This window comes from Enterococcus sp. DA9 (assembly GCF_008000875.1).
In the GTDB taxonomy this organism is placed as follows: domain Bacteria; phylum Bacillota; class Bacilli; order Lactobacillales; family Enterococcaceae; genus Enterococcus_B; species Enterococcus_B lactis.
The window spans coordinates 2,438,798-2,464,409 of sequence record NZ_CP042839.1 but is presented as its reverse complement, the minus strand read 5'-3'; the positions used below and the strand labels follow the sequence as shown (position 1 = coordinate 2,464,409).

The window sequence follows — 25,612 nt, the reverse complement described above, 5'->3', positions numbered from 1 at the left end:
GTGACATAATTAAGTCACTATCACAGACCGTTGACAACTATTTTCCTTTTGAAAACTATTCTCAGGAGTATTTGTGATAGTACTCTTCTCATTATCATTATTCTGCTAGCACTAAACCATTCTCCTATGATTATGATAATGACCTTCTGTTCAAAAGCCACTTAGAAAAGTGGCTTTTTTGTAATCAGAAGATTCATCTTTCAGGATAATAAAAATGATTTTTTACATTTTGGTTTATTAGTAGTTTTACCTCAAAATTTTTTATGAAAATAGAGCTTTCTCTCATATATTGAATGAAAGTTAACATGAGCGAAAACGCATCTGTATAGTTAATTAGGTTCGAAGTACTGGTTTAGACAAATTTATTATCAAGCTTTCTATCACCTATTAGCATCTGTTTAGAAGTAAATCAAACTGTTTAAACAGTTTGAAAAGTATTAGAAAGCTCAAGGAATGGGACTTTCTTATACTTTTATTTTTTGGCATAGTATTTGCTTAATATAAAGTGAGGTGAAAAATATGAAAAAAAAATTTTTAGTTGCAACACATGGGCGACTAGCAAGCGGCTTTCAAAATTCAATGGCGATTTTAGCTGATAAAGGAGCAGAACTTGAAGTCATTAATGCATATTTAACAAATGAAGACTATACGCCCATCATTTCTAACTTTATAGATTCTATCGAAGAAGGAGAACAAGGAATTATCTTTACCGATCTGTTTGGCGGAAGTGTAAATCAAACAGTGGTAGCAGAAATGATAAAACAAAAAAAAGATCAATTGTTTGTCATTTCTAATAGTAATTTAGCAATTATATTATCTTTAGTCCTAACACCGGAAAATGAGGTCTTTACAAAACAAAGTATAAACGAAGCAATTGAGATAAGCCAGGTTCGTTTAGTATCAACAGATTTGCCTACAGAAGAGATATTTTTTTAAATCAAAAGTGTAAGAAGAAACTATTATAGTAATTTGATACAAAATAAGGAGGAAAAAAGAATGATAACTCAAATACGTGTGGACGATCGACTAATCCATGGTCAAGTAGCTGTAGTTTGGACGAAAGAATTAAATGCGCCATTATTAGTGGTTGCTAATGATGAAGCAGCAAAAAATGAGGTCATGCAAATGACATTGAAGATGGCTGTACCAAATGGAATGAAACTATTGATTCGTTCGGTGGATGATGCTATCAATATATTCAATGATCCAAGAGGAGCCGACAAACGAATTTTTGTCATTGTAAATAGCGTATCCGATGCAAATAAAATAGCTCAAAATGTAGAAAACATAGAAACAGTCAATGTTGCTAACGCAGGTAGATTTGATAAATCTGATCCATCAACGAAAAAAATGATATTTCCTAGTGTGCAGTTGAATCCTAATGAATTAGCTGCAGCAAAGGAATTAGCTAAATTAGATCGAGTAAATAGTTACAACCAGGTGTTGCCGTCAAATCCGCAATTAAGTTTAGAAGATGCATTAGAGTAGGGAGGAATAAAATATGTTAATGCACGCAACTATGGCAGCTTTAGCAGTATTTATCTGTTTTGCGGGTAACTATTTGACTGGACAAAGTATGATGGAACGTCCATTAGTAGTAGGTCTCGTTACAGGTATTTTAATGGGGGACATGAAAACGGGTATTTTGATGGGAGCCTCTTTGGAAGCCGTATTTTTAGGAAATGTAAATATTGGCGGAGTGATAGCAGCAGAGCCAGTAACGGCCACAACTTTAGCTACAACTTTCGCCATCATTTCTAATGTAGAACAAAAAGCAGCAATGACTCTCGCTGTGCCAATTGGTATGTTAGCTGCATTTGTCGTTATGTTTTTGAAAAATGTTTTCATGAATATCTTTGCTCCAGCTTTAGATAAAGCTGCACGTGAAAATAACCAAAAAATGATCCTTACGCTACATTTTGGTACATGGGTGATCTATTATTTAATCATTGCATCTATTTCTTTCATTGGAATTTTAGCTGGGAGTGGTCCGGTAAATTCCTTTGTTGAACATATCCCTCAAAGTCTAATGAATGGTCTTAGTGCAGCTGGAGGGTTGTTGCCTGCTGTTGGATTTGCCATGTTGATGAAGCTCTTATGGGACAATAAGTTAGCTGTTTTTTATATCCTTGGATTTGTTCTAACCGCTTACTTACAACTGCCGGCAGTGGCTGTTGCTGTGATTGGGGTTGTTATCTGTGTTGTCAGCGCTCAGCGGGATATTGAAATTAGAGAGGTTGGTAAAAATGGTAATAGGCATGACAAAGGGCTAATGACAAAAGCAGAAGAAGAGGAGGACTTTTTCGCATGAGATTCCAAGAAAACTTGACAAAAGAAGAAAAGAAAATGATGCGTTCTGTCTTTTGGCGTTCATGGACGATGAATGCCAGTCGTACTGGAGCAACGCAATACCACGCAGTAGGCGTCATTTATACGCTGCTGCCAGTTATCAATCGTTTTTATCAAACAAAAGAAGAACGTGCAGAGGCAATTGTTCGCCATACAACCTGGTTCAATGCAACGATGCATATTAATAATTTCATTATGGGATTAGTTGCTTCAATGGAAAAGCAAAATAGTGAAGATGAACATTTTGACGCCAGTTCAATCACTGCTGTTAAAGCATCATTAATGGGACCAATATCAGGTATTGGAGATTCATTTTTCTGGGGAATTTTACGGGTAATCGCAGCGGGTATCGGTATCTCTTTAGCAGCAACTGGTTCTCCGCTAGGTGCAATCATATTTTTATTGATTTATAATATTCCGGCTTTTCTCATTCACTATTACGCACTGTATAGCGGTTATTCTGTGGGTGCCAGTTTTATTCAACGAATGTATGAATCAGGTGGAATGAAAATTTTGACAAAAGCTTCAAGTATGTTGGGCTTAATGATGATGGGATCAATGACAGCATCGAATGTCAAATTCAAGACCATCTTAGAAGTGAGCGTGGAAGGCAGCAAAGAAGTGATGAAAATTCAAGATTACCTTGATCAATTATTTATAGGCATCGTACCATTAGCGGTGACGTTATTTGCATTTTGGTTATTACGGAAAAAAGTCAACGTAAATGTAGTAATGTTTGGTATTATGTTTTTAGGTATTATATTAGGACTGTTAGGGATATGCTAGAAAACACTGCTGTTTTTTTCGATATTGATGATACATTATTAGACAATTATAGTGCCTTCAAATGTACCATCCGAAAGTACTATCCTGACTCTTTCCTCGAAGAACCTTTTTTAAAGCGTCTTTATCATGAATTCCGCTGTCATAGCGAAAAGATTTATAAGTTTTATCAAGAAGGAAAATTAGATAAAAAAAAGAAAGACGAACGATGGTTACTAGTGATGGAAACATTAAATTCAAAGAAGAATACCAATTTATCTGAATTAGATGCTTACTATCATTTATGCCAAAGCAAACAGACTTTGTCAGTTGAAATGTCTTTACTTTTAAGTGTTTTGAAAAAAAGTGGAATTCTATGCGGAATTATAACAAATGGATTCACTCAGCAACAGCAAAGTAAACTAGATCAATTAGAACTTGATCGTTTTATCGAACCGAGATGGCAATTTATTTCAGAAAAGTTAGGTGATGCAAAACCAAGTGTAAGCTGTTTTCGAAAAGTTTCTAAACAATTGCCAGAAAAGATAACAAAAATTTATTATTTAGGGGATAGTTATCAAAATGATGTTATTCCATCTAGATTAGCCGGCTGGTGTCCGATCTGGTTGAATCATTTTGTTGATGATGAAGCAGCAGAGATTCTACAAGCTAAAACCGACAATGAAGCAGCCACCTTGATATTATCTCAATTACTACGTTCGAAATAAGTAGAGCCGTGTCCCATAGGAAAAACTACTGTAGCTAAGAGTATGATTTGATACACTCTGACTGCAGTAGTTTTGATTTTTTAGTATTCCATCTGCTGTAAGTCTTTTTGGAGGATATGGCATTTCCATTTCTTATCATATACTATATTTTTTATGAGGAGGTTTGAGTATGCGACAAGAAACGAGAGAGCAGTTACTGAATTTATTATCTGGAGCAACTACCTTGACAACACAGGAGATTGCTGATTCTATCTCATTAAGCCGCTCAGCAACAAGCTTATATTTGAATGAATTATTAGATAAAAATGAAATACAAAAAAGCGGAACAAAACCAGTGTACTGGTCAATTGCTGAATCAGAAAATAAAGGCGTGAAAGATGCGTTTGCTCAGTATATTGGAAATAATGGTAGTGCTAAACGAGCAATTGAGACGTGTAAGGCAGCAGTATTGTATCCACCATTAGGATTACCACTTCTTTTGCACGGAGCAAGTGGAGTTGGAAAAAGTTTTTTAGCACACTTAATTTTTAAATATCTTAAAGAAAAAAAGTGTAAAGGAACAAAAAATTTCTTTGTCTTCAATTGTGCAGATTACGCTAATAACCCTGAGTTATTATCTTCTATTCTATTCGGACACACAAAAGGTGCTTTTACAGGAGCAGAAAAAGAAAAGGTTGGTCTTTTAGCGCAAGCTGATGATAGTGTTTTATTTTTAGACGAAGTACATCGATTATCTCACGAGAATCAGGAAAAACTATTTCAATTTATGGATACAGGGAATTTTCGGCCTATCGGCGAAGAAGCAGAAATGATTTCTTCGAATGTTCGATTATTATTTGCAACGACTGAAAAGCCTGAAGAAGCACTATTACCGACATTTTATCGACGTATTTCCGTTATTGTTGAATTACCAGCTTTTCATGAACGACCAATATTTGAGCGTCTAGAGCTAGTCAAATATTTGTTTGAACGAGAAGCAAAGCGAATAAAAAAGAATATAGTTATTTCAAACGAGAATTTTTTTGCCTTAACAACACAAGAACTTTCAGGTAATATTGGAAGCTTATCAAATCAGGTAAGGATGAGTTGTGCTGATGCATTAAGGCTGACACCTCATAGTCAAACATTATTTATAGGTCAAGATAAGAAAACAACAGTTAAAATAACTTACCCCTCTACATCTAGTCCATCTATTGAGGAATACCAGATTTTTGCAGAGAGACTGATGCCTATATTAGATATAAATGAATTTGCTGAATTAAAAGAAAAATTACAAAAATTTGATAGTCAATACTTAGAAAATGTAGTGACTTTGTCAAATGATAGTTTGTCTTTAAGTATGAAAACAAGCATCCAAAAACAAAATCGTAGAATCATCGACAATGAAGCGATGACGCTAGAACCCCTTGAAATTGTTTGTAGGTTACTACAAATTTTAAAAGGAAAACTACCAGAAAAAAATTTAAAAGAAAAAATACATCTACTATCAAAACAGTATCCTAGAACTATACTTTTAACTACTAATCTCACAAGAGAGCTTCCTCTAGAAATTCGCCCCTTTGTTACTTTCTTCTTAGGTGTAATGCTGATTGGCAAGGTCTCAGAAGACATCCGTTACCAAGCATTACTAGTAGCTCATGGAAATGCGACTGCTAGTAGTATTCAAGCTGTGGCAAATAAAATGTGTGGAGATTACGTTTTTGATGCTATCAATATGCCTTTATCATCTTCTGCTAGAGATATTATCACAAAAGTTAATGATTGGCTTTCAGAAAGAGATACATCTGAAGGAGTGATCATGCTTGTGGATATGGGCTCATTAACTCATTTATATAAGAGCTTGAAGCCTCAAATTTTAGGAGAATTATTAGTTATTAATAATTTAACTACCTCTTATGCACTAGAGATTGGACAGCAACTAATCAATGGAAATCTTTTTTATGAGATTGCAAAAACGGCAGAAAGTGATTTTGTAACGAATATCCAGTATTTTGAAGGTTTTGCTGTAGAAAAAAATGTCATTATTTCTAGTATATCTGGTCGTGATATTGCTAAGAAAATAAAAATGATCTGTGAAAAATACTTTAATCCTGACATTAAACTAATCGTATTAAACTACGGAGAATTAGTGAGCACATTAGAACGAGCTTCTTCGGAAGAAGGATATTTGAAAGAGACGGCGTTGATCTTGACAACTTCCTATCTGGATAACACAACCCCGGTTCCTAGTATTAATCTAATTGATGTTTTGGATGAAGATGCAGAGAATAAATTGAATAGACAATTGAGAAACCTAATTCATCCTAGTAGTGTTCCATTATTAACGAACGAATTCATCCATTTCTTTTCAAAAGAAGGTTTATCTGAAAAACTCGAATTTTTAAACCCTGATGTGATTATCCGACAAGTAGAAGATGTAGTAGAAAAGTGCGAGAAAAGATTCAGTCTTCAGTTGAATGCTAAAATGAAGTTCAATTTAATGATGCATCTAGCTTTGATGGTCGAACGAACGATACTTGGTGCAGAAGACTATCCAGTCCCAGAAGATATCAACCAGCTGAAAATCAACAACAAATTGTTTTATCAAAATACACAAACGATTTTCTATACTTTGGAACAGTTTTATAAAATCAAAATATCGACATGGGAATTATATATACTTTATGAAATTTTAGTGGGATAGAAAGTATGAATCCATCTGTTTGAATATTTTTTATTTGAGTATGATCAATACCAATAAACGTGTATCATTGATTAGTTTTATTCATTACTTTTAAATATTTATAGTCATAGATAAGCTTCATGTAGGAATTCGTCAGCCGCGTATTATTCTACATGGAGTTTAATTTTTGTATGGTGATCCAGTCAAACTTTATTTAGGATAGAACGTGTAAGCCATGATATTTTTAGAGAATATACGGTTTAAGATATTGAAAGCTGTTCTCAATTTTTTAGTTTAAGAAATTTGAAAAAGCGTTTGATTATTTATATTACGACTTAGTGCAATAAAAAACGTATTTTAACAGTACATGTAGTCGTCTTTATAATAGATAAACTCTGTAAGTTTAGTTAAAAAGCTATAAGTTGCACTTAGTTAAGTGCAAACATTTCATATTGTTGTTAGTTTAGAAAACGCTTATATTAGCAATGTAAGGAGAGATGATAATGCAGCAGCTAACAAAAAGAGAAAGGCAGCTTTTGATTTACTTGGTGGAAATGTCTGAACCGGTAACAATCAAAAAGTTGGCTGAAAAAGAAAATGTTAGTGTTCGGACGATAAAATACGATCTAGATGATATAAGAGAGTGGCTGAATGAACGGAAGCAAGTCCTATATAGCAAACGTAGTCAGGGAATTTGGATGAATATTAGTAGCTCTGATCGAATCAAATTAAAAAGCGAATTGATGGATGTTAATCGTTTTGAAATATTTGCAGATCAAAGTCTCCGAATCAAACGTTTACTAATTATGCTTTTAGTAACAAAAGAAGCTATTACTGGAATGAAAATGGCCAACGCATTAGATGTCAGCAAAGATACGATCATGAATGATTTAGATGTGCTGGAAAATAATTTTCTTAAGGAAGGATTGACCTTGAATCGTCAGGCGCGAAAGGGTTTTTGGATCACAGGAGAAGAACGTCTAGTTCGATTAACGATTGAAGAGATTCTTCAAAAAGAGTTCACGGATTATGACATTTATAAATTAATGTCATTGTTATTGAACGGCGGTGAGACTGAATACTTTGAAATGTATTCTGCTACTGCTACACCTATCCAAGAGGTATTTAATCAAGTAATCATTCGAATGCGGCACTTACTGGAATTTGAAAATCTAGAGAAACTGAATTACGCGGAATTACTAAATATTCTGATTCGAGTGACAATTGCTACCGTTCGCTTACGCAAAGAGGCTACAATTGGTCGTTATCAATTGGTTGCTGAACAAGAATTAGACAAAAACGATCTTTCTTATCGCGTCATGCAGCAGGTCTTTGATTATTATCAGTTGCCACTGTTCGAGGATGAATATCATTATATCTATAGTGATACATTCGACACGATTCACCAGCAAGACGTTATGAAACTAGTTGAGAATGTGATTTATAAAGTAAGTAAAGCAATCAACCATTCTTTTTATCAAGATCCACAATGGTTGACGAATCTGTATGCTCATTTATCTATGCGATTATCGAGAAAGAAAAAATTTGTCAATGAATATAATCCTTTTAAAGAAGATATCAAGCAGAAATACCCGGAATTATTTGATGCAATCAAGCAAGCAGTTCGACAAGAAATAAGTGAACAAAATATTCTGATCAATGATTCTTTCGTGGCATATATCGCCTTACACTTTTTGGTTTCCTACGAAAGAGAAGAAGATCTACGAAGCGTTAGAGCCGTCTACATTTGTTCAACAGGGTTGGGTGTGACTAGTCTGATCAAGCAAAAGATCAATGAAGAATTAAATAATATCACTATCGTGGCATTTGCTTCAGTATTGAATGCGCAAGAAATGATTGCTACCAAAGATCCTGATTTGGTGATTAGTATTTTTCCAATCAATGGCATCGATCGTCCTTTCATCAAAGTCCATCCATTACCCACTGAACAGGACTTGAAAAAAATTCAACAAATAATAAAAAAAATACTAGCTTCTTCCAATCAGCAGGAAAGGCATAACTTGAATCTTAGAGAAACGTCCATCAATAAAGATACTTTAGAAGACTTTAGCAAGGAATTGATTTTGAAAGCTTATACGATTTATGAACGTTTACTTGTCATTTTGGAAGCAGAATTGATCCAAGAATATCGAGAAGCTTTTTTGCTTCATGTATTCTTAATGGTTCATCGTATCACATTTGATCAACAATATATGGCAGAAGGTCGTCAAGTAGATCAGATTATTTTAGACAAAGGAACACTGGTAGGAAAAATCGAAGCAGTTTTTGCAGAAAATAATTTAGGAATCAATCAGTCAGAAATCAGTGCATTATTCTCATATATAAAAGAAGGAGCGTCAAGTTAGTGAAAATGTCAGACGAGGCTTTAAAAATTATCGAGGAAAGTCAAAATCGGGAAAAGTTAAAACAAGTGATTGATCTAATTGAAGAGCGATTAGTAGAACATGCTATTGTACCAACCGAGTTGCAGTGGACCATTCTAATTAATCACTTGAATGAGATGCTGAAACGTTCTCAAAGAAAGGAAACGATTCCCGTAGTCGATCGGGATTTGTTCAAAGAAGTATCCAAAGAAGCCATAACTATTTCTGATGAAATAGTTAGAAGTATCGGTAATTTAACCGATGATGAAATATATGTTTTGTCGATTCATTTTGAAACAGCAAAAAATAATTAATATTTAGGAGGGAACAATCATGATTACAGTAGTTATTGCAGACCGTATGGGTAAAGGACAAAATGTGGCCAAAGGGGTAGAAGCAGCTGGCGGCAAAGCATTTGTCGTACCAGGAATGGGGGCAGATATGCGTTTGGGCGATGTGATGCAACAAGAGCATGCAGATATGGGTATCTCTTTTTGTGGTAGTGGTGGTGCAGGTGCATTAACAGCAGCAACAAAATATGGCTATCCAGAACGACATGGTATGCGTTCGATTGAAGAAGGGATTACAGCTATCAAGGATGGCAAAACTGTTCTAGGTTTCGGCTTTATGGATCAAGAGGAATTAGGGAAACGTCTGACAGAAGAATTTATCAAAAAGCATGGAAAATAGAAAGAGGGACATGAAATGAGCGTTCAAAAGACAATTCAGCAAAAAGTTATCGTCTCCGGTAAAGGGGAAACAAAGCAACATGCTTTTGCATCAGCGTTAGCAGAAATTCAAAACAAAATAATGGAACAATCAAACGTATTATTGCGAATCGAACCAGTCAATGTGGATATTTTAAAGGCGGTCGAAAACAAATACACAGAACGCTTTCTATTTTTCTTCTTCCCACGGCAACGTATCAGCTATGAAGTCGAACTTTCTATTACTGTGGCTGTAACAGAAATAAAATTGGCAGACATATCGTTCAGCCAGCAAATGACTGAAGATCCAAATGGGATTGCCATTCCATTTGTAACTAAAAAAATCTAATTTTGAATTATAAGGGGGAAAGAATAACGTGGATTTCGTAATCATTCTAGTCAAATCGGTTATTATCGGGGGATTACTTGGTTTTGCAGCATCTGTCGGGGCAGCTCGAATGTTTCATGCACCTAATACACAAGGTTTAGGAGCTTTTAGAACATTAGGCGAAATGAATGCCTGCATGGGTGATCCAGCTTCTCATTTTTCATTTGGTTTAGGCTTTTTCTTTAATGCATGGGCTTCTTCAGTTGGCGCTGGTGCATTCACACAAGATGTGACGCATCGAATCATTCCCAATTGGGCAGCGGCAGCACTTCTAGCAAAAAACAAAGATGTCACCCAGACCATGCATGATCCGAAAAAAATGGGGATCATTGGAGCGGTTATCGGGGCAGGGGTGGTAGCCTTCTTAAACACAACAGCTGCAGCAATTCCAGAGGCGTTACAAGTGACGGCGGTTTCCGTTTTGGTACCAGCGGCGACGATTCTGATCAATACAGTAATGCCAGTTATTTTTTGGTTGGCAGCTTTAGACGCAGGGAAACGAACTGGTTTTTGGGGCACTCTTTTTGGCGGTATCGCGCAATTGATCATGGGAAATGCGGTACCTGGTGTTGTTCTAGGAATCTTGATTGGTAAAGGCGTCGATGAGAGCGGTTGGAATCGCGTCACGAAGAGCATGATGATCGCTATTGTTTTATTATTTATTTTCAGTGGATTTTTCCGTGGATTTGATATGGAAATGATCAAGAGCTTCCAGCTTCAAGTGCCTAATTGGCTTGATAACTTGCACAACATCTTTAGTGTGAAATAGGAGGAGAATCATGGAGACAACAGAAGAACAAGCAAAAGTATTAGAAGTAAAGCGGCAAAAGAGCTTTTGGTTTGCAGACTGGTCTTTTCCGCTAATCGTAGGAATTATGTCCGCTGCTGTATTTGCAGGAACACACATGTATGTGATGTATGGTGTGGTTGCATTCAATGAAGTTTCGATCGTGGCGATGTTAAAAGCCGGGCTGGATGGCGGATCCTATGGCGCAGCGGCAGCGTTTGGTGCTAGTTTCTTATTTGCCAGAATTTTAGAAGGCTCTTTAGTTGGGATCTTGGACTTAGGCGGTTCGATCCTAACTGGGATCGGAATAGGGGTACCAGCAATTCTCTTAAGTATGAAAATAGCGGCACCAATCGATAATTTTGCACTCTCTTTATTGACTGGTTTGGTTCTAGGTTTGATTGTTGGTGGCATCATTGTCTTGATTCGTAAATTTACGATCAATCAATCAAATTCCACTTTTGGTGCTGACGTCATGATGGGGGCAGGAAATTCATCTGGACGTTTTTTGGGTCCATTAATTATATTAAGCGCGTGTGCAGCATCTATTCCAATCGGCATTGGCGCTACATTAGGAGCACTAGGATTCTATGCTTGGAAAAAACCAATTGCTGGAGGTGCTATTTTAGGAGCAATGATTTTAGGAGCAATCTTCCCGGCAGTAAATTAATAGAAAGAGGGTCATTAAATGTTTGATACTTTGATTAAAAATGGAAGGTTGGTTGATGGATCTAAGATAGAGGTCGCTATAGAAAAAGGCATGATTAAAGCAGTTGCAACAGAAATAAATCAGCCGGCGCAAGAAGTAGTTGACTTGGAGGGAAAGTATTATTTATCCGCTGGGTGGATCGATGATCATGTCCACTGCTATGAAAAGATGAATCTTTATTATGACTATCCTGATCAGATAGGGGTCGAAAAAGGTGTGACGACGGTCATTGATGCTGGAACTACGGGAGCAGAAAACATCCGTGAATTTTATCAATTGACGAAATCGGTCAAGACAAATGTGTATGCGCTAATGAATATCTCTAAATGGGGCATTGTCAAACAAGATGAACTTGCTGATCTAACAAAGATTCAAGAAGATCTAGTAAGTACTGCGTTAGCAGAACTGCCGGAATTTATTGTCGGGATCAAAGCGAGAATGAGTAAGACAGTTGTTGGTGAAAATGGCATTAAGCCATTAGAATTAGCTAAAAAAATCCAGTCAGAAAACAATGATCTGCCATTGATGGTTCATATCGGTTCTGCACCTCCTGAGTTAGAAGAAGTATTGTCAAGAATGGAAAGAGGCGATGTATTGACCCATTGTTTTAATGGAAAACCAAACGGTATTTTAGATCCAAAGACAGATCAAATTAAAAACTTTGTCTGGGATGCTTACAATAATGGTGTTGTCTTTGATATTGGACATGGGACGGATAGCTTTAATTTCCATGTGGCAGAAACCGCACTAAAAGCAGGAATGAAAGCTACCTCTATTAGTACGGATGTCTACATCCGCAATCGTACAAATGGCCCAGTTTTTGATCTAGCAACTACTTTAGAAAAATTGAGGGTAGTCGGCTATTCTTGGGAAGAAATCATTGAAAAAGTTACAGCAGTTCCTGCACGGAATTTTCATTTGAAGAATAAGGGCCAGTTAGCTGTCAATTATGATGCAGATTTGACGATATTTGAGATTGTTGAAAATGAAAAGGAATTGAAAGATTCCAACGGATTTACACGTATAGCTAAAGAACAAATTTTACCGATTAAAACAATTATTGGAGGCGTCATATATGACAATTAGCTATGGAAAGTTTGATTTAAAAGAAGTCATTAATGCATCGGGAAAAATGACGATCCTAGGGGTTTCTAAGGTATCTGAAAGTGTCCTAGCAGCACAACGATTTGGAGGCGAGCATTTTTTTGAGATGAGTGATCTTGCCATCAAAACCGGCGCTTATCTTTCTCAATTACTGAAAGTGGAAGATGCGCAAATCGTTTCTTCTGCTTCAGCAGGGATAGCTCAATCTGTTGCTGCTTTAATCGGACAGGGCAACATGTACCATGTCTATCATCCCTATACAGAAAAAATCGCTAGACGGGAAATCATCATACCTAAGGGACATAATGTAGATTATGGGACACCGGTTGAAGTAATGGTTGCTCAAGGTGGAGGAAAAGTCATAGAAGCTGGCTATGCAAATATGTGTACACCGGAACATGTTTCCATGATGATTACGGAAAAAACTGCTGCGCTTCTATATATTAAAAGTCATCATGCAGTTCAGAAAAGTATGCTGACGGTGGCAGAAATGGTAGAAGTTGCCAAAGCTCATCGTTTGCCATTGATCGTTGATGCAGCTGCGGAAGAAGATTTATTCAAATATAGCGAAATGGGCGTTGACTTAGTGATTTACTCTGGGGCAAAAGCAATCGAAGGTCCGAGTGCCGGACTGGTCATAGGAAAAAAGAAGTATATTCAATGGATTCGGCTACAGTCTAAAGGTATTGGCCGAGCAATGAAAATCGGTAAAGATAATATTTTAGGCTTTACCCAGGCACTAGAAGATTATTTAAAAAATGGGAGCGAATCCGGTGACTCCATGAAGCAACGATTAACGCCTTTTGTTAACGCAATCAATCAACTTCCTGACCTATCAGCGAAAATAGTTCAAGATGGTGCCGGCAGAGATATTTATCGAGCAAGTGTAACGATTAATGGCGATAAAAGTGCGAAAGAAGTCATTCAGGAATTAAAAGCACGAAATCCAGCAGTCTACACCCGAGAATATCAAGCAAATAACGGAATCATTGAGTTCGACATTCGTTCCGTCAGCCAAAACGAAATGGAAAAAATCATAAAAAGATTGAGAGAAATCATGTAGGAGGCTTTTAAATTGTCAGTTATCCCAAATTATTATAAAAATCGTGTATGTTTAAATGTATTAGCTCATTCAGTTGAAAATGCAAAAGCATGCTATGAAGCAGCGGAAGGGCATGTCGTACTAGGTGTGCTATCGAAAAATTATGCTAGTGATGAAGCAGCAATCGAAGATATGAAAAGGTACCAAGACGCAACCAATAATGCGTTGTCAGTTGGATTAGGCGCTGGAGATCCAAACCAAAGTCAGATGGTTTCGCGTTTATCTGGGGTTTTACAACCACAACATGTCAATCAAGTATTTACTGGCATGGGGACTTCTCGTGCTTTATTGGGTCAAAATGATACGGTCATCAATGGATTGGTTTCACCAACAGGTAAGATCGGCTATGTCAATATTGCTACAGGTCCGTTAAGTTCACAAGCGCCAGCAGCTGAAGTGCCTATTGAAACTGCCATTCAAATGCTGCAAGACATGGGAGGTACTTCAATCAAGTATTTCCCGATGAAAGGCTTAGCACATAGGGAAGAATTTAAAGCAGTTGCGGAAGCTTGCGCAAAATATGATTTCTATTTAGAGCCAACAGGAGGAATTGATCTTTCAAACTTTGAAGAAATTCTGAAAATTGCAATCGATGCAGGTGTAAAAAAAGTGATTCCTCATGTTTACAGTTCAATTATAGATAAAGAAACAGGAGATACGCGTATAGGAGACGTAAGGATACTATTAAGCATGGTAAAAAAAATTATTCACTAACTCATTAGAAAATAAGAAGCTTATTCCAGAATGAAATGGAATAAGCTTTTTATAATTAATTACGGAAATTGTTAATGTAGATAATAATTTAGATGTACGTAAGCAGAAGTACAGAAATGTAAGATTTTCCAATAGTATTTTATTCAACATAATAAATTGTATATCAATTTTTTAGCGAAATTTCTATTTATTCCAAAAATTTCAGTTATTACGGAATCATTTTGTGCTTAATAAAAAGAAACCGTTTTTATATACTGTAAGTGTAGAAAGAAAGGCGGTAGGAAAATGAAAAAAATTATTGCAATCACATCCTGTCCAGTTGGCATTGCCCATACATACATGGCAGCAGAAAACTTAGAGAAGGCGGGGAAAGCAGTTGGCGCCGAGGTAAAAGTCGAAACACATGGTTCTATCGGTATCGAAAATGAATTGACTGCAAAAGATATCGAAGAAGCAGCTGGTGTAATCATCGCAGCGGATACTAAAATAGATAAAACACGATTTGGCGGCAAACCATTGATAACCGTAGGCGTGCAAGAAGGAATTCATCATGCAGATGAATTGGTAGGAGAGATTTTAGCAGGAAAAGCGCCAATCTATAAAAGTACAGAGACCACTATTTCTGCCGAAAATAAAAGTGAATCAGAAAATTTAGGTAAGAAAATCTATAAGAGTTTGATGAATGGTGTTTCATATATGGTGCCATTCGTAGTTACAGGAGGATTATTGATCGCGATTTCATTAACATTGGGTGGAACAGCGACGCCTGAAGGAATCAAGATACCAGAAGGAACGATTTGGGCAACGATGAATAGTATCGGAAGTATTGCTATGGGATTGATGGTTCCAATCTTATCTGCATTTATTGCGCAAAGCATTGCAGATCGTCCGGGACTTGTTCCTGGATTTGTTGGGGGGATGTTAGCAGCAAATGGCGCATTATATGGTAGTGATGCGAATGCAGGGTTCTTAGGCGGAATCATCACTGGATTTTTAGCAGGTTTCATTGCTTTAGGAATCAAGAAAGTACGAGTACCGAAAGCTTTACAATCGATTATGCCAATCATTGTTATCCCAATTTTAGGATCATTGGCAGTTGGTTTTGTGTTTATCTACGTTATTGGAGAACCAGTAGCTCTTTTATTTAGTTCGTTGACTCACTTTTTAGCAGGGATGCAAGGAGGAAGTGAATTTGTTTTAGCTATGATCTTAGGAGCAATGATTGCTTTTGATATGGGTGGACCGTTCAATAAAGTAGCCTTTCTGTTCGGGTCTGGCTTGATTGCAGAAGGAAATTATTCCATTATGGGTCCAATTGCTGTAGCTATCTGTATCCCTCCGTTAGCATTAGGATTGGCATCATTGACATTGAAAACCAAATTTACAAAAACAGAACGAGAAGCTGGTAAGGCATCCTTAGCAATGGGGCTGTTCGGGATCACAGAAGGTGCGATTCCGTTTGCTTCAACAGATCCATTACGAGTGATTCCAAGCATTGTAGTCGGAGCGATGACAGGAAGTGTCATCGCAATGCTTTCAGGAGTGACAGATCATGTCGCTCATGGCGGTCCAATCGTAGCAGTTTTAGGAGCAGTCGATCATGTAGCCATGTTTTTTGTAGCAGTGATTGCAGGTATTGCTGTCACCGTGTTAATGTTAAGAATCTTGAAACGAACATTACAACATACTGCAGTTGCTGCAGCAAATGGGGTAGCGGTAGCGGATTTAACAGAATCTGAAACAAGGGATGTTTATACAAAACCTGAAACGTTTGATTCTATTACGGATATTATGTCAGATGAAGCAATCGTTCTAGGAGAAACAGCAACAACAAAAGACGGAGTAATCGAAGATTTAGTCCAACGTTTAGAAAAAACAGCGGCGATCACAGATAAAAACGGATTTAAAGAAGTCATCTATGATAGAGAAAAGGAAAGTACAACGGGAATCGGCATGGGAATCGCTATTCCACACGGAAAATCAGCTTATGTTCGTAAACCAACGGTGGCTTTTGCCAAAAGTCAAGATGGAGTAGAGTGGCATTCTTTAGATGGAAAACTTGCACATATGATCTTTATGATTGCTGTACCTGAAAACAGCCAAGGAGATATGCACTTGAAAATACTGCAACGTCTTTCACGTAAATTGATGGATGATGATTTCCGTCAAGCATTGATGGATGCGCCAGATAAAGCAGCGGTTCACCAATTATTAAGTGAAATGTAATAACATAAGATGAAAAATCGACCGTGATGAGACATAATAGATGTGTTATCATGATCGATTTTTTATTTGGAAGGGAGTTTCTGCTTATTATGAATCAGCGTCAGCAATCTTTGATTTACCAATTAATTGAAACGAATAATTATATCACAATAAAAAAGCTAGCAGAGCATTTCCATGTGTCGGAAAGAACGGTTCATAGCGATTTGAATGTCATCGAAACTTGGTTCAGGGACAAACAGCTGCCTTTGATGATTGAAAGAAAAAAGGGTACAGGAATCTTGTTGAATGGTCTGCCTCACGAAAAGGAACAATTGAAACGAGCACTTAATGAAGAGGCACAAACAGAAATGGATAAAAACCAGCTTCGTCAATTATTGATTTTCCATCTGCTAGTAGCAAAAGACGGATTTAGTCTTGAAGAGCTTTCAGAAAAACTATATGTTGGAAAACGTACGATTCGTAAAGAATTGACAGAGCTGAAAAGCTTTTTTGAGTACCATCATTTACAGCTAGTATCCAAAACAAAACTTGGCACTTTTCTTAAAGGCGATGAACAAGAAAAAAGACAGCTGCTTGTTAAGACGCTACGCAATATGCAGAAAGAAGATCCACAAAGTCCTTCGTTGAAAGAATTTTTTGCCAAAGATACGTTAAAAGTCATCCAACATACATTAAAAGAAGTTTTCTATGAAAATCATCTAGAACAACCAGGAGGACTGACTAGTGTAGAGATTCATATCTATTTTATGCTTGAGCGAATGAAACAGTACCAGAAAGTGAAATTAAGTAAAGACGAAAATGAAGTCGTTGAGCATACCCAAGCACAGCAGTTAAGTAGTCAGATCTTAGCAAAGTTAGCTACTATTTACCCAATTGAATTTTCTCCTGATGAAATCAATTATCTGGCTTTACGTATCGCCAATCTTTTTACAAACTCACAAGCAGCCACACGATTTCAAAAGGAATCTAGTACACTTGCTGATCATTTGATTGTACAAGTGGAGCAGTTTTTAGGTTATTCATTGAAAGAAGATCAGTTACTGAAACAAAACTTAAGGTCTCATTTATCTTCGACCTATTTTCGACTCCATTACGGCTTGCAGATTTCTAATCCACTGACGAAAAATGTATTTAGTACGTACACACAACTTTTTTTAGTTTTACAGTTGATTCTAGAAGATTATTTTGAGAAAGAAAATTTTTATGTTCCGCAAGATGAGACAGCTTATTTAACGATCCATTTCCAAGCGGCGATCGAGCGACACAAACATCAGAAAAGTAAAAGATATCAAGCCGTTTTAGTTAGTGAATATTCAAAAGCTATGGCTACTTTTCTTGAAGCACGGCTGAACAGAGAACTTCCGGAATTAACGATTATAGATTTAATTGAATATAAGCCAGAACTAGAGAGGGAAGACTTTCCACCTGTTGATTTTATTTTAGCTACATTACCGTTTAAACATGCAAATATTCCAGTAATCGAGATTTCACCAATGATCACAGAAACTGACCTGGCTTATCTGACAAAATATATGCTGGAACATGTACCTATCAAGAAGAAAAAAACGTTTGATCTAGCAAGCTTTACTCATCCATTTTTGATCTTTCCTCATCTTGAATGGGCTGACCCAGTAGATATTTTAAATTTTATGGGGAATGTCTTAGTAGAACATCATTATGTGGAGCCGGAATTCGTCGATTCTGTCTTGGAACGAGACCGTCACGCCAGTACTAGAGTGGCACCATTTGTAACGATTCCTCACGGTAATCCGCTGTATGTAAAACATTCGATGATTTCTATTGCAACAATGAAAGAACCGATCCTATGGCATGGGGAACAGATACGTATCGTACTGCTGTTAGCAATAAAGAGAAAGGATTTGAAACATGCAGAGTTCAAAAAAATTTTTTCTGTTATTCACTATTTAGAAAAGCAACCAGAACAAATGGCACAGTTGATGCAATCCAATCATCCACTAGAGATTTTAACCTTGTTGTCTAGTTATGAATAAGCAGATATTAAAAAACTGCCTTTATATCTATAATAATTCTATCTATTTATTTAGAAGTAGAAAACTAAATACAAAAAAAAGAGGATGTGGTCAAAGTTGTGTCACATCCTTAAATACATGTTAGAAACAATCATTTTGAGTCAAAAAACAACGATGGAAAAGACTATTAAAAGAGATTAAGACATGGCAGATGATGAAGGAAGTAGGGGTATAGTAAGCCAATAGATTTCTTGAATATGATGCGAGAACAATTATTCGTCTTTTAAGAAAAAAAGTAGTAGAATCAGTTCATATTAAAAATAAAAAACCTTCCATTTTTGTAGGGTTGGAGGAGGTCACTACCTTGAAAAAAATCGGCTTTTTAAGCTTTGGACATTGGATGGAGCAAGGATCACTCGTGAAAACAGCTCAAGATGCTTATTTGCAATCAATCGATTTAGCAGTGGAAGCAGAAAAAATTGGAGTAGACGGAGCGTTTTTCCGCGTACATCATTTTGCCCCTCAGATTGGGTCGCCGTTTCCTTTGTTAGCTGCAATCGGCGCAAAGACGAATAAGATCGAAATCGGTACAGGACTTATCGATATGCGCTATGAAAACCCTTATTATATGGCAGAAAATGCCGGATTGACAGATATCATCACGCAAGGAAGAGTGCAACTAGGAGTGGGGCGTGGTTCACCTGAACAAGTCCTAGATGGCTGGAAATACTTTGGTTATGATTACAGTGAAGAAGAAATCAAAGAGGTAACACGGGAACGCACCCTTGAATTCTTGGAATTACTTGAAGGAAAATCATTTGCAGAACCAAATCCTCAACCAATGTTCCCACAAGGATCAGGAAAATTACGGATCGAACCTTATTCAGAAGGATTACGACAAAGAATCTGGTGGGGAGCTGGTTCACAGCAAACGGCAATCTGGGCAGCACAACATGGAATGAATCTGCAATCATCTACATTAGTCAATTACGAATCCCATGAGCCGTTCCATATCCAACAAGCAAACCAATTACGTGCGTATAAAGAAGCGTGGAAGCAAGCAAGTCATGATTTTGAACCAAGAACATTGGTCACTCGCTCGATCCAGCCAATCACCACTGATTTGGATCGACGCTTATTTGGACAAGACGGTAATCCGCAACAAGATGCTGTCGGCTATCTTGCTTATCATCGGAACCCGACGATTTTTGGAAAAACTTTTGCAGGTGAACCTGATCAATTAATCAAGGAGCTAGCTGAAGATGAAGCAATCAAAGAAGCAGACACAGTACTTGTCACGATTCCTAATACTTTGGGGGTAGAATACAACATGCACTTGCTTGAAACAATCGTAAAAGATATCGCTCCAGAATTAGGTTGGCGGTAAAAAGGATATTTCTGTAAGTGCAGGATACTTGAGTGAAAAAATAAACACTTCTAATAATCAGTTTAAAGCAAACTCCAAAAGCTAGACTTGAAAATCTGACTTTTGGAGTTTTTTTGTGAATAAACATATAGATAGGGGTACTTATTTTGGATATTCCATTGAGCAGTGAAAATAAGATAAATGAAAAAATTGTTTGTTTATTCATCATTTAGAAAATATTCGATATACTCCGTTTAGTAGATAGAATCGGTTGATATCTGTAGGGTATCATTAGTGTTTTTTACTTTTGTCTCACGCTCTTTTTTGTCTCATTTCATATAAACAATTATTTACTTTGTACTATTTATTTCATTTCTGTGATTTTAATACTTTTTGCTAGATTTTTTACATCAGCTGGAATAACTTTCCCGACTTCTGATTGCTGTGCATTTGACATGCCGCAAGCCATTGCGTACCTTACACATTCTTTTAAAGGATAATTCTGTTCTAATGAATGAGCAAAACCTCCAACAGTGGCATCCCCAGAGCCTGTTGTATTAATGACAGGAATCTTAGGGATCTCAACATTCCAAAATTCTTCTTTTACTTTGACTACTGCACCATACGAGCCGCAAGAAATCATGATAACATCGATATCTTTAAATAAAGGATTTGTTTTTAAATGGTATTTTATATCGCTTTTTTTAGTAATTTTTTGATGGATGATATCTGAAAACTCATGGATATTAGGTTTGATAAACATCGGTTTATACTTACTTGCTAAGACTTCACGGAGATGTTGTCCAGATATATCCATTAATATATAGATGGAAGGATCTATTTGTTCTTTGATATATTGTAATAATTTAGCATACAAAAAGGGGTCTTGATTGTTGACAGAACCATTTATTGTAATGACTGAAAGGTAATTATTTGTGCTGATTTGTTTGATATCATTCATTAATTTTTTGATAGTAGTATCTGCTATTTCAGGACCAGCTTCCACTAGCTCTGTCTGCGTTTCACCATCATGCATGATGGTGACGGCACCTCTTGATTCTTCTGCAATAGGTAAAAAATGCAAATCAAACAAATTTTCATTTTGCAGCATATCTTGAATCATACCGCCAAAATAACCGCCCAAAAACCCCGTTAAAATAACTGATGAACCTAGTAAAGCAGAAGCTCGTCCGCAATTGATTCCCTTGCCGCCTACATAGCGTACCGGAGAAGCAAAGCGTGTCATCGTACCTAATTCAAAGTGTTTTGTAAAATAAATGGAATCAATGGATGGGTTCATCGTGATTGTCAGTATCATTTTTTGGCTCCTTTAATATGGTTAAGTATTTTGAATAATGATGGAAATCTTGTTCTGATAAATGATTATCGGTTATTAGATAATCAAAATCGGTTAATTTTCTAAAAGTATAGACATCTGATTTATTTAATTTTGAATAATCTGCAACAATACATTTGATTTTGGCTGCATTGAGCGCTGCATTTTGAATATTTCCCTCAATAAATTGAGCAGTTGTGACATTGTTTTCAAATATTCCATTTGTTGCAGCGAAAGAGATATCGACATTCAAACTTTCAAAAGATCTTTCTGCAACTTCCCCAATGAACTCTTCTGTAATAGGAGAAAATTCGCCACCAGTAAGTAAAATCCGATAACTAGAATGATTCTTCAAATAGTTGAAAGCAATCAAACTATTTGTAATTACAAATAGATTTTTCTTTTGAATGAAAGGGAGTGCATACAGGATTGTTGTACCGGCGCCTACATAAATAGTAGAATTATCCGGAATTATACTGTTCATGACTTGACCAATATATTTTTTTTCGGCTACATTCGTATCAATCTTTTCTTGAGTCGATAGTTCTCGATTATAAGGTTCCTTTCGTTCAACGCCGCCATACAGCTTTTTTACTTTATTTTTTTTTGCTAATTCAGTGACATCTCGGCGTATGGTCATTTCTGATACGCCTAATTTGTTAGCGATTTCTGAATTAGTTAAATAAAAATCTTTCTCTAATAACGTAATGATTCGTTCTTGTCTTTCTTTTTTCAACATATAAATTACTCCTTTAACATAAAAGTCAAGTTTTGTTCGACTTTGTTCTTCTTAATTATATAGATAAACGATTTTATTTTCAAGTAGATCAAATTTAACAAAATAAATTTCTTTTGAAAGCGTTGACAAAACGAACTAACAGAAATATAATATTCTTGTAAACAAAGATGAACTTAGTAGAACACGAAATTAACAAACTTAATCAAAAAGAGGGTGGAGAAATGGAATATAAAGAGATGTTTGTTCCTAGTCTGATTCAATTAGCGGTAGACGTAAAAAATAAAGAAGAAGCTTTTTTAATAGCTGCCCAACGATTAGAAAAAATGGGGTACGTCAATGAGAATTATTTGAATGGGCTAATTGCAAGAGAAAGAAAATTTCCTACAGGATTGATTACTAAGTATTTAAATATTGCACTGCCACATTCGGAATGTGAATATGTCGAAAAGCCATTCGTTTTTGTTATGCAGCTGAAGAACCCAATTTATTTTTATCAAATGGGGGATAATCAGGAAATGACTGTAGAAAATCTATTTTTTTTAGGAATCAAAGAACCAAAAGAACAAGTAGGATTACTTCAAGCGTTTATGAATTTATTCATGGATGAAACATTCGTAGAAAATTATAAGAAACAAGAAACACCGCAAAAAATATACGAACTTATTACAAATTATATTTAGGAGGAAGAAAAATGAAGAACCGGTTAATTGTCGCATGTGGAAGTGGCGTAGCAACGAGTCAGACAATCGCGAGTAAGATCCAAAGTATGTTAGAAGATGATGGCATTACATTTCCTGTAGAAGCAGTTGATTACAAATCAATCCAAAATGAGCTTCCTACTGCTGGAATCTATGTGTATGTCGCACAGCCTGATGATGAAGTACTTGAACAAGCAAAAGATTTAGGTATTGAAGTATTTCCAGGAATTCCATTTTTAACTGGAATGGGCGTAGAACCTATTTATGACAGTATCAAAGAGTTAATACAGTAAAGGAGGATTGTTGGATAAAAAATTGTCTCGTAGTTTTTCTACTATATTTCAAAAGAAAGAAGGTTTATTTATGGAAGTCTTCCAAACCGTGATCAATTATGTTTTGAATTTAGGATCAGCTATTTTTGTTCCTTTGATTATTTTGATACTTGGATTATTGGCAGGGATGAAATTTAAAAAAGCATTCATGTCTGCATTGACTTTAGGGATCGCTTTTAGCGGGATGTCTATGGTCATTGGCTATATGTCTAACGCAGTAAGTCCAGCATCAGAAGCATTGGCTAAAAATACGGGAATCAGTTTGCCGGCGCTCGATCTAGGGTGGACGGGTGCAGCAAGCATCACATGGTCGTGGAGTTACGCTTTTATATTCTTTGCAGTAACGATTGGGGTCAATTTTGTACTCTTACTTTTTAATTGGACGAAGACGTTAAATGTTGATATGTGGAATGTTTGGGGGAAAGCTTTAACTGCTTATTTAGTTTATTATGTTTCTGGTAGTTTGGCTGCAGGCTTTCTTACAGCAATGGTTCAAGTTATATTGGAATTAAAGCTTGGTGATATGTTTCAGAAGCATATACAGGATCTCACAGGGATTCCATTAGTAACAGTGACTCATTTTATGACATCTGCCGCTGTCTTGTTGCTCCCTTTCAATATGATCATGGATAAAATACCTGCATTGAATAAACGAGCGGATACGAATGCATTGAAGAAGAAAATTGGGATCTTCTCTGAAAACTCTGCAATGGGATTCATTATTGGCTTGGGACTTGGCTTTGCTGCTGCGTACGGTGTCTCAGGTTCTCTTAATCTGGCAGTACAGACTGCGACTGCATTAAGTCTGTTCCCGATGATCTCTAAAATGTTCATGCAATCTTTGTCTCCTTTAGCAGACGCGATGTCAGAATTTATGAAAAAGCGATTTAAGGATCGTGAAGTATATATTGGATTGGACTGGCCGATATTAGCTGGTCGTTCAGAGATTTGGGTTACTGCTATTTTACTTGTTCCTGTGTTTATCGGTTATGCTATTATTTTGCCAGGAAACCAAGTATTACCATTAGCAGGGATCATCAACTATTCGATTGCGGTCGGCGGATTGCTTCTAACAGGAGGAAACTTGGCTCGTATGCTGATCCTGGGAATCCTCACGATGCCTATTTATTTGTACGGTGCCACTTATCTTGCGCCAATACTCAGTGATTTAGCAGAAAAAAGCGGAGCAGTTGAGGGAATCAAGAAAGGACAGTTGATCACATGGTCATCAATAGAAGGGCCGGAGTTCAGGGTTTTATTTGCGGAGGCATTTAATAGAAATATTCTCGCTATTGTAGGATGCGTAATTTTTCTAGGATTGTTTGTTCTACTTTATAAATATATGATAAAAGCGAAAGTCCCGAGCGAACGTTATGCTGAACTGCAAAAATAGCATCGAAATGGTGGGAAAGCAATGAAAAGAGAAGAGATAGAAAAAATAAAATGGACAGTCGTTCTTTGTGGTACACTTCTGCTATTTCTATATGGACTCTTTACTCAGAATATCATCATCAATCTATTGGTCATTTTTTTCGCACTAGTGATCTATAAATATGGAAATCACGTTTTATTCAGAGAGTACGATGAAAAAAGAAAACAGAAAATAGAAGAATCAATGAAAATAAAAGAAGCTACCAAAGAAATATTGAGAGAAAAAAGTTTTATAAAAAGATAATGGAGGGGTCATTATGTCAGATGGACGTATGTTATTTGAGAGAGAGCGACAGGACATGGCACGTATCGTAAGAGTGATTTTCGAAAGGAAAAATACAAATGTGGCAGGAGGGAATTTTTCCTTTAAAACCACTGATGATCAAGGAAAAGACTACATTATCATGACACCGACCATGATGTCAGAAGCCTATCTTGGAGAGATTTCTCCTGCACAAGTTCTAGTAGTAGAACCAAGAACGCGTAGAATCGTTGATGGAGTCGGTCATTTAACTCGTGAAATCAATATGCATGAAGCGATGTACGAGACTAATCCAGCAATCAAAGCTGTCTTGCATGCACATGCGCCTAATGCAATGTTCTGGGCGACTACTGGGTTGCCTATGCCTAATTTGACAGAAGCCACAGCTAAAGTAAAAGAGATTCCTGTCATGGACTTTGAGCCTAATTGCTCTGAAGAACTTGCTGAATTGACAAGCGATTATGTAAAAACACATGATTTAGAGTTGCCCCATATGTTATTACTCAATTCACATGGCGTATTGATCAACACAGGTGGAGAATCAGGAATCGAAGCTATCCATAAAGCACTGCAAATCCTTGATACAGTCGAATGGAATGCAGAAATCGCTTATAAACAGACGATTTTCCAAGCACTAGGGATTACTGATGGGTTTTATTCGAAAGGTGAGAAAATCGGTAGATTGGAAGATTTGAAACATAAAACGGCTATTTATAATAAATCTGTTATTACAGCTAGCGGAGACTAACCTATCTGGCAAAAAAACTACGACTTTCACACACTATGATCCAGATTGATGTCTGCTTCAGGTTGTGTCATATAAGTCGTAGTTCTT

25 protein-coding genes are annotated in these 25,612 nt (G+C 36.5%); 23 read left to right on the top strand and 2 right to left on the bottom strand.

Annotated features, from left to right (window positions below; translation table 11 throughout):
* The first annotated feature begins 519 nt into the window (after positions 1-519).
* The 18 genes from FTX43_RS12795 (at position 520) to FTX43_RS12710 (ending at position 20,000) form a co-directional block, all read left to right on the top strand.
* Positions 520-936: a PTS mannose transporter subunit IIA gene (locus FTX43_RS12795; protein ID WP_049142212.1), complete on the top strand. Its 417-nt coding sequence runs from the start codon at positions 520-522 to the stop codon at positions 934-936.
* Positions 937-996: 60 nt separating this feature from the next.
* Positions 997-1,488, top strand: coding sequence for a PTS sugar transporter subunit IIB (locus FTX43_RS12790; protein ID WP_002320347.1), 492 nt, complete (start codon positions 997-999; stop codon positions 1,486-1,488).
* Positions 1,489-1,501: 13 nt separating this feature from the next.
* Positions 1,502-2,311 carry a PTS mannose/fructose/sorbose/N-acetylgalactosamine transporter subunit IIC gene (locus FTX43_RS12785; protein WP_002320346.1) on the top strand — a complete coding sequence of 270 codons (810 nt, stop codon included), beginning with the start codon at positions 1,502-1,504 and terminating at the stop codon, positions 2,309-2,311.
* Positions 2,308-3,135: a PTS system mannose/fructose/sorbose family transporter subunit IID gene (locus FTX43_RS12780; protein WP_065772728.1), complete on the top strand. Its 828-nt coding sequence runs from the start codon at positions 2,308-2,310 to the stop codon at positions 3,133-3,135. Before FTX43_RS12785 ends, FTX43_RS12780 begins: the two co-directional genes overlap by 4 nt.
* Positions 3,129-3,839 (top strand): HAD family hydrolase, encoded by a 711-nt coding sequence (locus FTX43_RS12775; RefSeq protein ID WP_002320344.1) that lies wholly within the window; start codon positions 3,129-3,131, stop codon positions 3,837-3,839. The genes FTX43_RS12780 and FTX43_RS12775 overlap by 7 nt, the downstream gene beginning before the upstream one ends.
* Positions 3,840-4,008: 169 nt before the next feature.
* Positions 4,009-6,522 (top strand): sigma 54-interacting transcriptional regulator, encoded by a 2,514-nt coding sequence (locus FTX43_RS12770; protein WP_147607104.1) that lies wholly within the window; start codon positions 4,009-4,011, stop codon positions 6,520-6,522.
* 482 nt (positions 6,523-7,004) lie between these two features.
* On the top strand, positions 7,005-8,867 hold the full coding sequence (locus FTX43_RS12765) for a PRD domain-containing protein (RefSeq protein WP_147607103.1): 1,863 nt from the start codon (positions 7,005-7,007) through the stop codon (positions 8,865-8,867).
* Complete coding sequence (locus tag FTX43_RS12760) at positions 8,867-9,199, top strand: PRD domain-containing protein (RefSeq protein ID WP_002291790.1); 333 nt, start codon at positions 8,867-8,869, stop codon at positions 9,197-9,199. Before FTX43_RS12765 ends, FTX43_RS12760 begins: the two co-directional genes overlap by 1 nt.
* Before the next feature lie 19 nt (positions 9,200-9,218).
* Positions 9,219-9,575 (top strand): glycine-rich SFCGS family protein, encoded by a 357-nt coding sequence (locus tag FTX43_RS12755; RefSeq protein WP_002309668.1) that lies wholly within the window; start codon positions 9,219-9,221, stop codon positions 9,573-9,575.
* Between the two features lie 15 nt (positions 9,576-9,590).
* Positions 9,591-9,941: a DUF4312 family protein gene (locus FTX43_RS12750; protein WP_147607102.1), complete on the top strand. Its 351-nt coding sequence runs from the start codon at positions 9,591-9,593 to the stop codon at positions 9,939-9,941.
* 28 nt (positions 9,942-9,969) lie between these two features.
* On the top strand, positions 9,970-10,749 hold the full coding sequence (locus tag FTX43_RS12745; RefSeq protein ID WP_002309666.1) for a DUF4311 domain-containing protein: 780 nt from the start codon (positions 9,970-9,972) through the stop codon (positions 10,747-10,749).
* A 10-nt stretch (positions 10,750-10,759) separates the two neighbouring features.
* Positions 10,760-11,437, top strand: a complete 678-nt coding sequence (locus FTX43_RS12740; RefSeq protein ID WP_147607101.1) for a DUF4310 family protein — start codon at positions 10,760-10,762, stop codon at positions 11,435-11,437.
* A gap of 18 nt (positions 11,438-11,455) precedes the next feature.
* Complete coding sequence (locus FTX43_RS12735; protein ID WP_147607100.1) at positions 11,456-12,562, top strand: amidohydrolase/deacetylase family metallohydrolase; 1,107 nt, start codon at positions 11,456-11,458, stop codon at positions 12,560-12,562.
* Positions 12,552-13,643, top strand: coding sequence for a DgaE family pyridoxal phosphate-dependent ammonia lyase (locus tag FTX43_RS12730; RefSeq protein WP_024634726.1), 1,092 nt, complete (start codon positions 12,552-12,554; stop codon positions 13,641-13,643). The genes FTX43_RS12735 and FTX43_RS12730 overlap by 11 nt, the downstream gene beginning before the upstream one ends.
* Positions 13,644-13,655: 12 nt before the next feature.
* Positions 13,656-14,396 carry a 2-dehydro-3-deoxy-phosphogluconate aldolase gene (locus FTX43_RS12725; RefSeq protein WP_147607099.1) on the top strand — a complete coding sequence of 247 codons (741 nt, stop codon included), beginning with the start codon at positions 13,656-13,658 and terminating at the stop codon, positions 14,394-14,396.
* A gap of 285 nt (positions 14,397-14,681) precedes the next feature.
* A complete protein-coding gene (locus FTX43_RS12720; protein WP_147607098.1) occupies positions 14,682-16,622 on the top strand; it encodes a PTS fructose transporter subunit IIABC in 1,941 nt (646 codons plus the stop codon).
* Between the two features lie 89 nt (positions 16,623-16,711).
* Entirely contained in the window at positions 16,712-18,634 is a 1,923-nt protein-coding gene (locus FTX43_RS12715; RefSeq protein ID WP_147607097.1) for a BglG family transcription antiterminator, read from the top strand.
* Between the two features lie 343 nt (positions 18,635-18,977).
* Positions 18,978-20,000, top strand: coding sequence for an LLM class flavin-dependent oxidoreductase (locus FTX43_RS12710; RefSeq protein WP_147607096.1), 1,023 nt, complete (start codon positions 18,978-18,980; stop codon positions 19,998-20,000).
* A gap of 343 nt (positions 20,001-20,343) precedes the next feature.
* Here the strand turns inward: FTX43_RS12710 and FTX43_RS12705 are convergent, their stop codons facing one another.
* Together FTX43_RS12705 and FTX43_RS12700 are read right to left on the bottom strand one after the other, a co-directional pair.
* The gene (locus FTX43_RS12705; protein WP_002309657.1) at positions 20,344-21,297 is read right to left on the bottom strand and encodes a 1-phosphofructokinase family hexose kinase; all 954 of its coding nucleotides are present in this window, start codon (positions 21,295-21,297) and stop codon (positions 20,344-20,346) included.
* Entirely contained in the window at positions 21,263-22,054 is a 792-nt protein-coding gene (locus FTX43_RS12700; RefSeq protein WP_104760022.1) for a DeoR/GlpR family DNA-binding transcription regulator, read from the bottom strand. The genes FTX43_RS12705 and FTX43_RS12700 overlap by 35 nt, the downstream gene beginning before the upstream one ends.
* Before the next feature lie 221 nt (positions 22,055-22,275).
* Here FTX43_RS12700 and FTX43_RS12695 point away from each other — a divergent pair, with 221 nt between their 5' ends.
* From FTX43_RS12695 to FTX43_RS12675, 5 genes are all read left to right on the top strand, one after another.
* Entirely contained in the window at positions 22,276-22,734 is a 459-nt protein-coding gene (locus FTX43_RS12695; RefSeq protein WP_002309655.1) for a PTS sugar transporter subunit IIA, read from the top strand.
* 11 nt (positions 22,735-22,745) lie between these two features.
* Positions 22,746-23,045, top strand: a complete 300-nt coding sequence (locus FTX43_RS12690; protein WP_002291814.1) for a PTS sugar transporter subunit IIB — start codon at positions 22,746-22,748, stop codon at positions 23,043-23,045.
* Between the two features lie 70 nt (positions 23,046-23,115).
* The gene (locus FTX43_RS12685; RefSeq protein ID WP_147607141.1) at positions 23,116-24,477 is read left to right on the top strand and encodes a PTS galactitol transporter subunit IIC; all 1,362 of its coding nucleotides are present in this window, start codon (positions 23,116-23,118) and stop codon (positions 24,475-24,477) included.
* A 21-nt stretch (positions 24,478-24,498) separates the two neighbouring features.
* On the top strand, positions 24,499-24,759 hold the full coding sequence (locus FTX43_RS12680; RefSeq protein WP_002309652.1) for a hypothetical protein: 261 nt from the start codon (positions 24,499-24,501) through the stop codon (positions 24,757-24,759).
* Positions 24,760-24,772: 13 nt separating this feature from the next.
* Positions 24,773-25,525, top strand: coding sequence for a class II aldolase/adducin family protein (locus FTX43_RS12675; protein WP_002291817.1), 753 nt, complete (start codon positions 24,773-24,775; stop codon positions 25,523-25,525).
* Positions 25,526-25,612 lie beyond the last annotated feature (87 nt).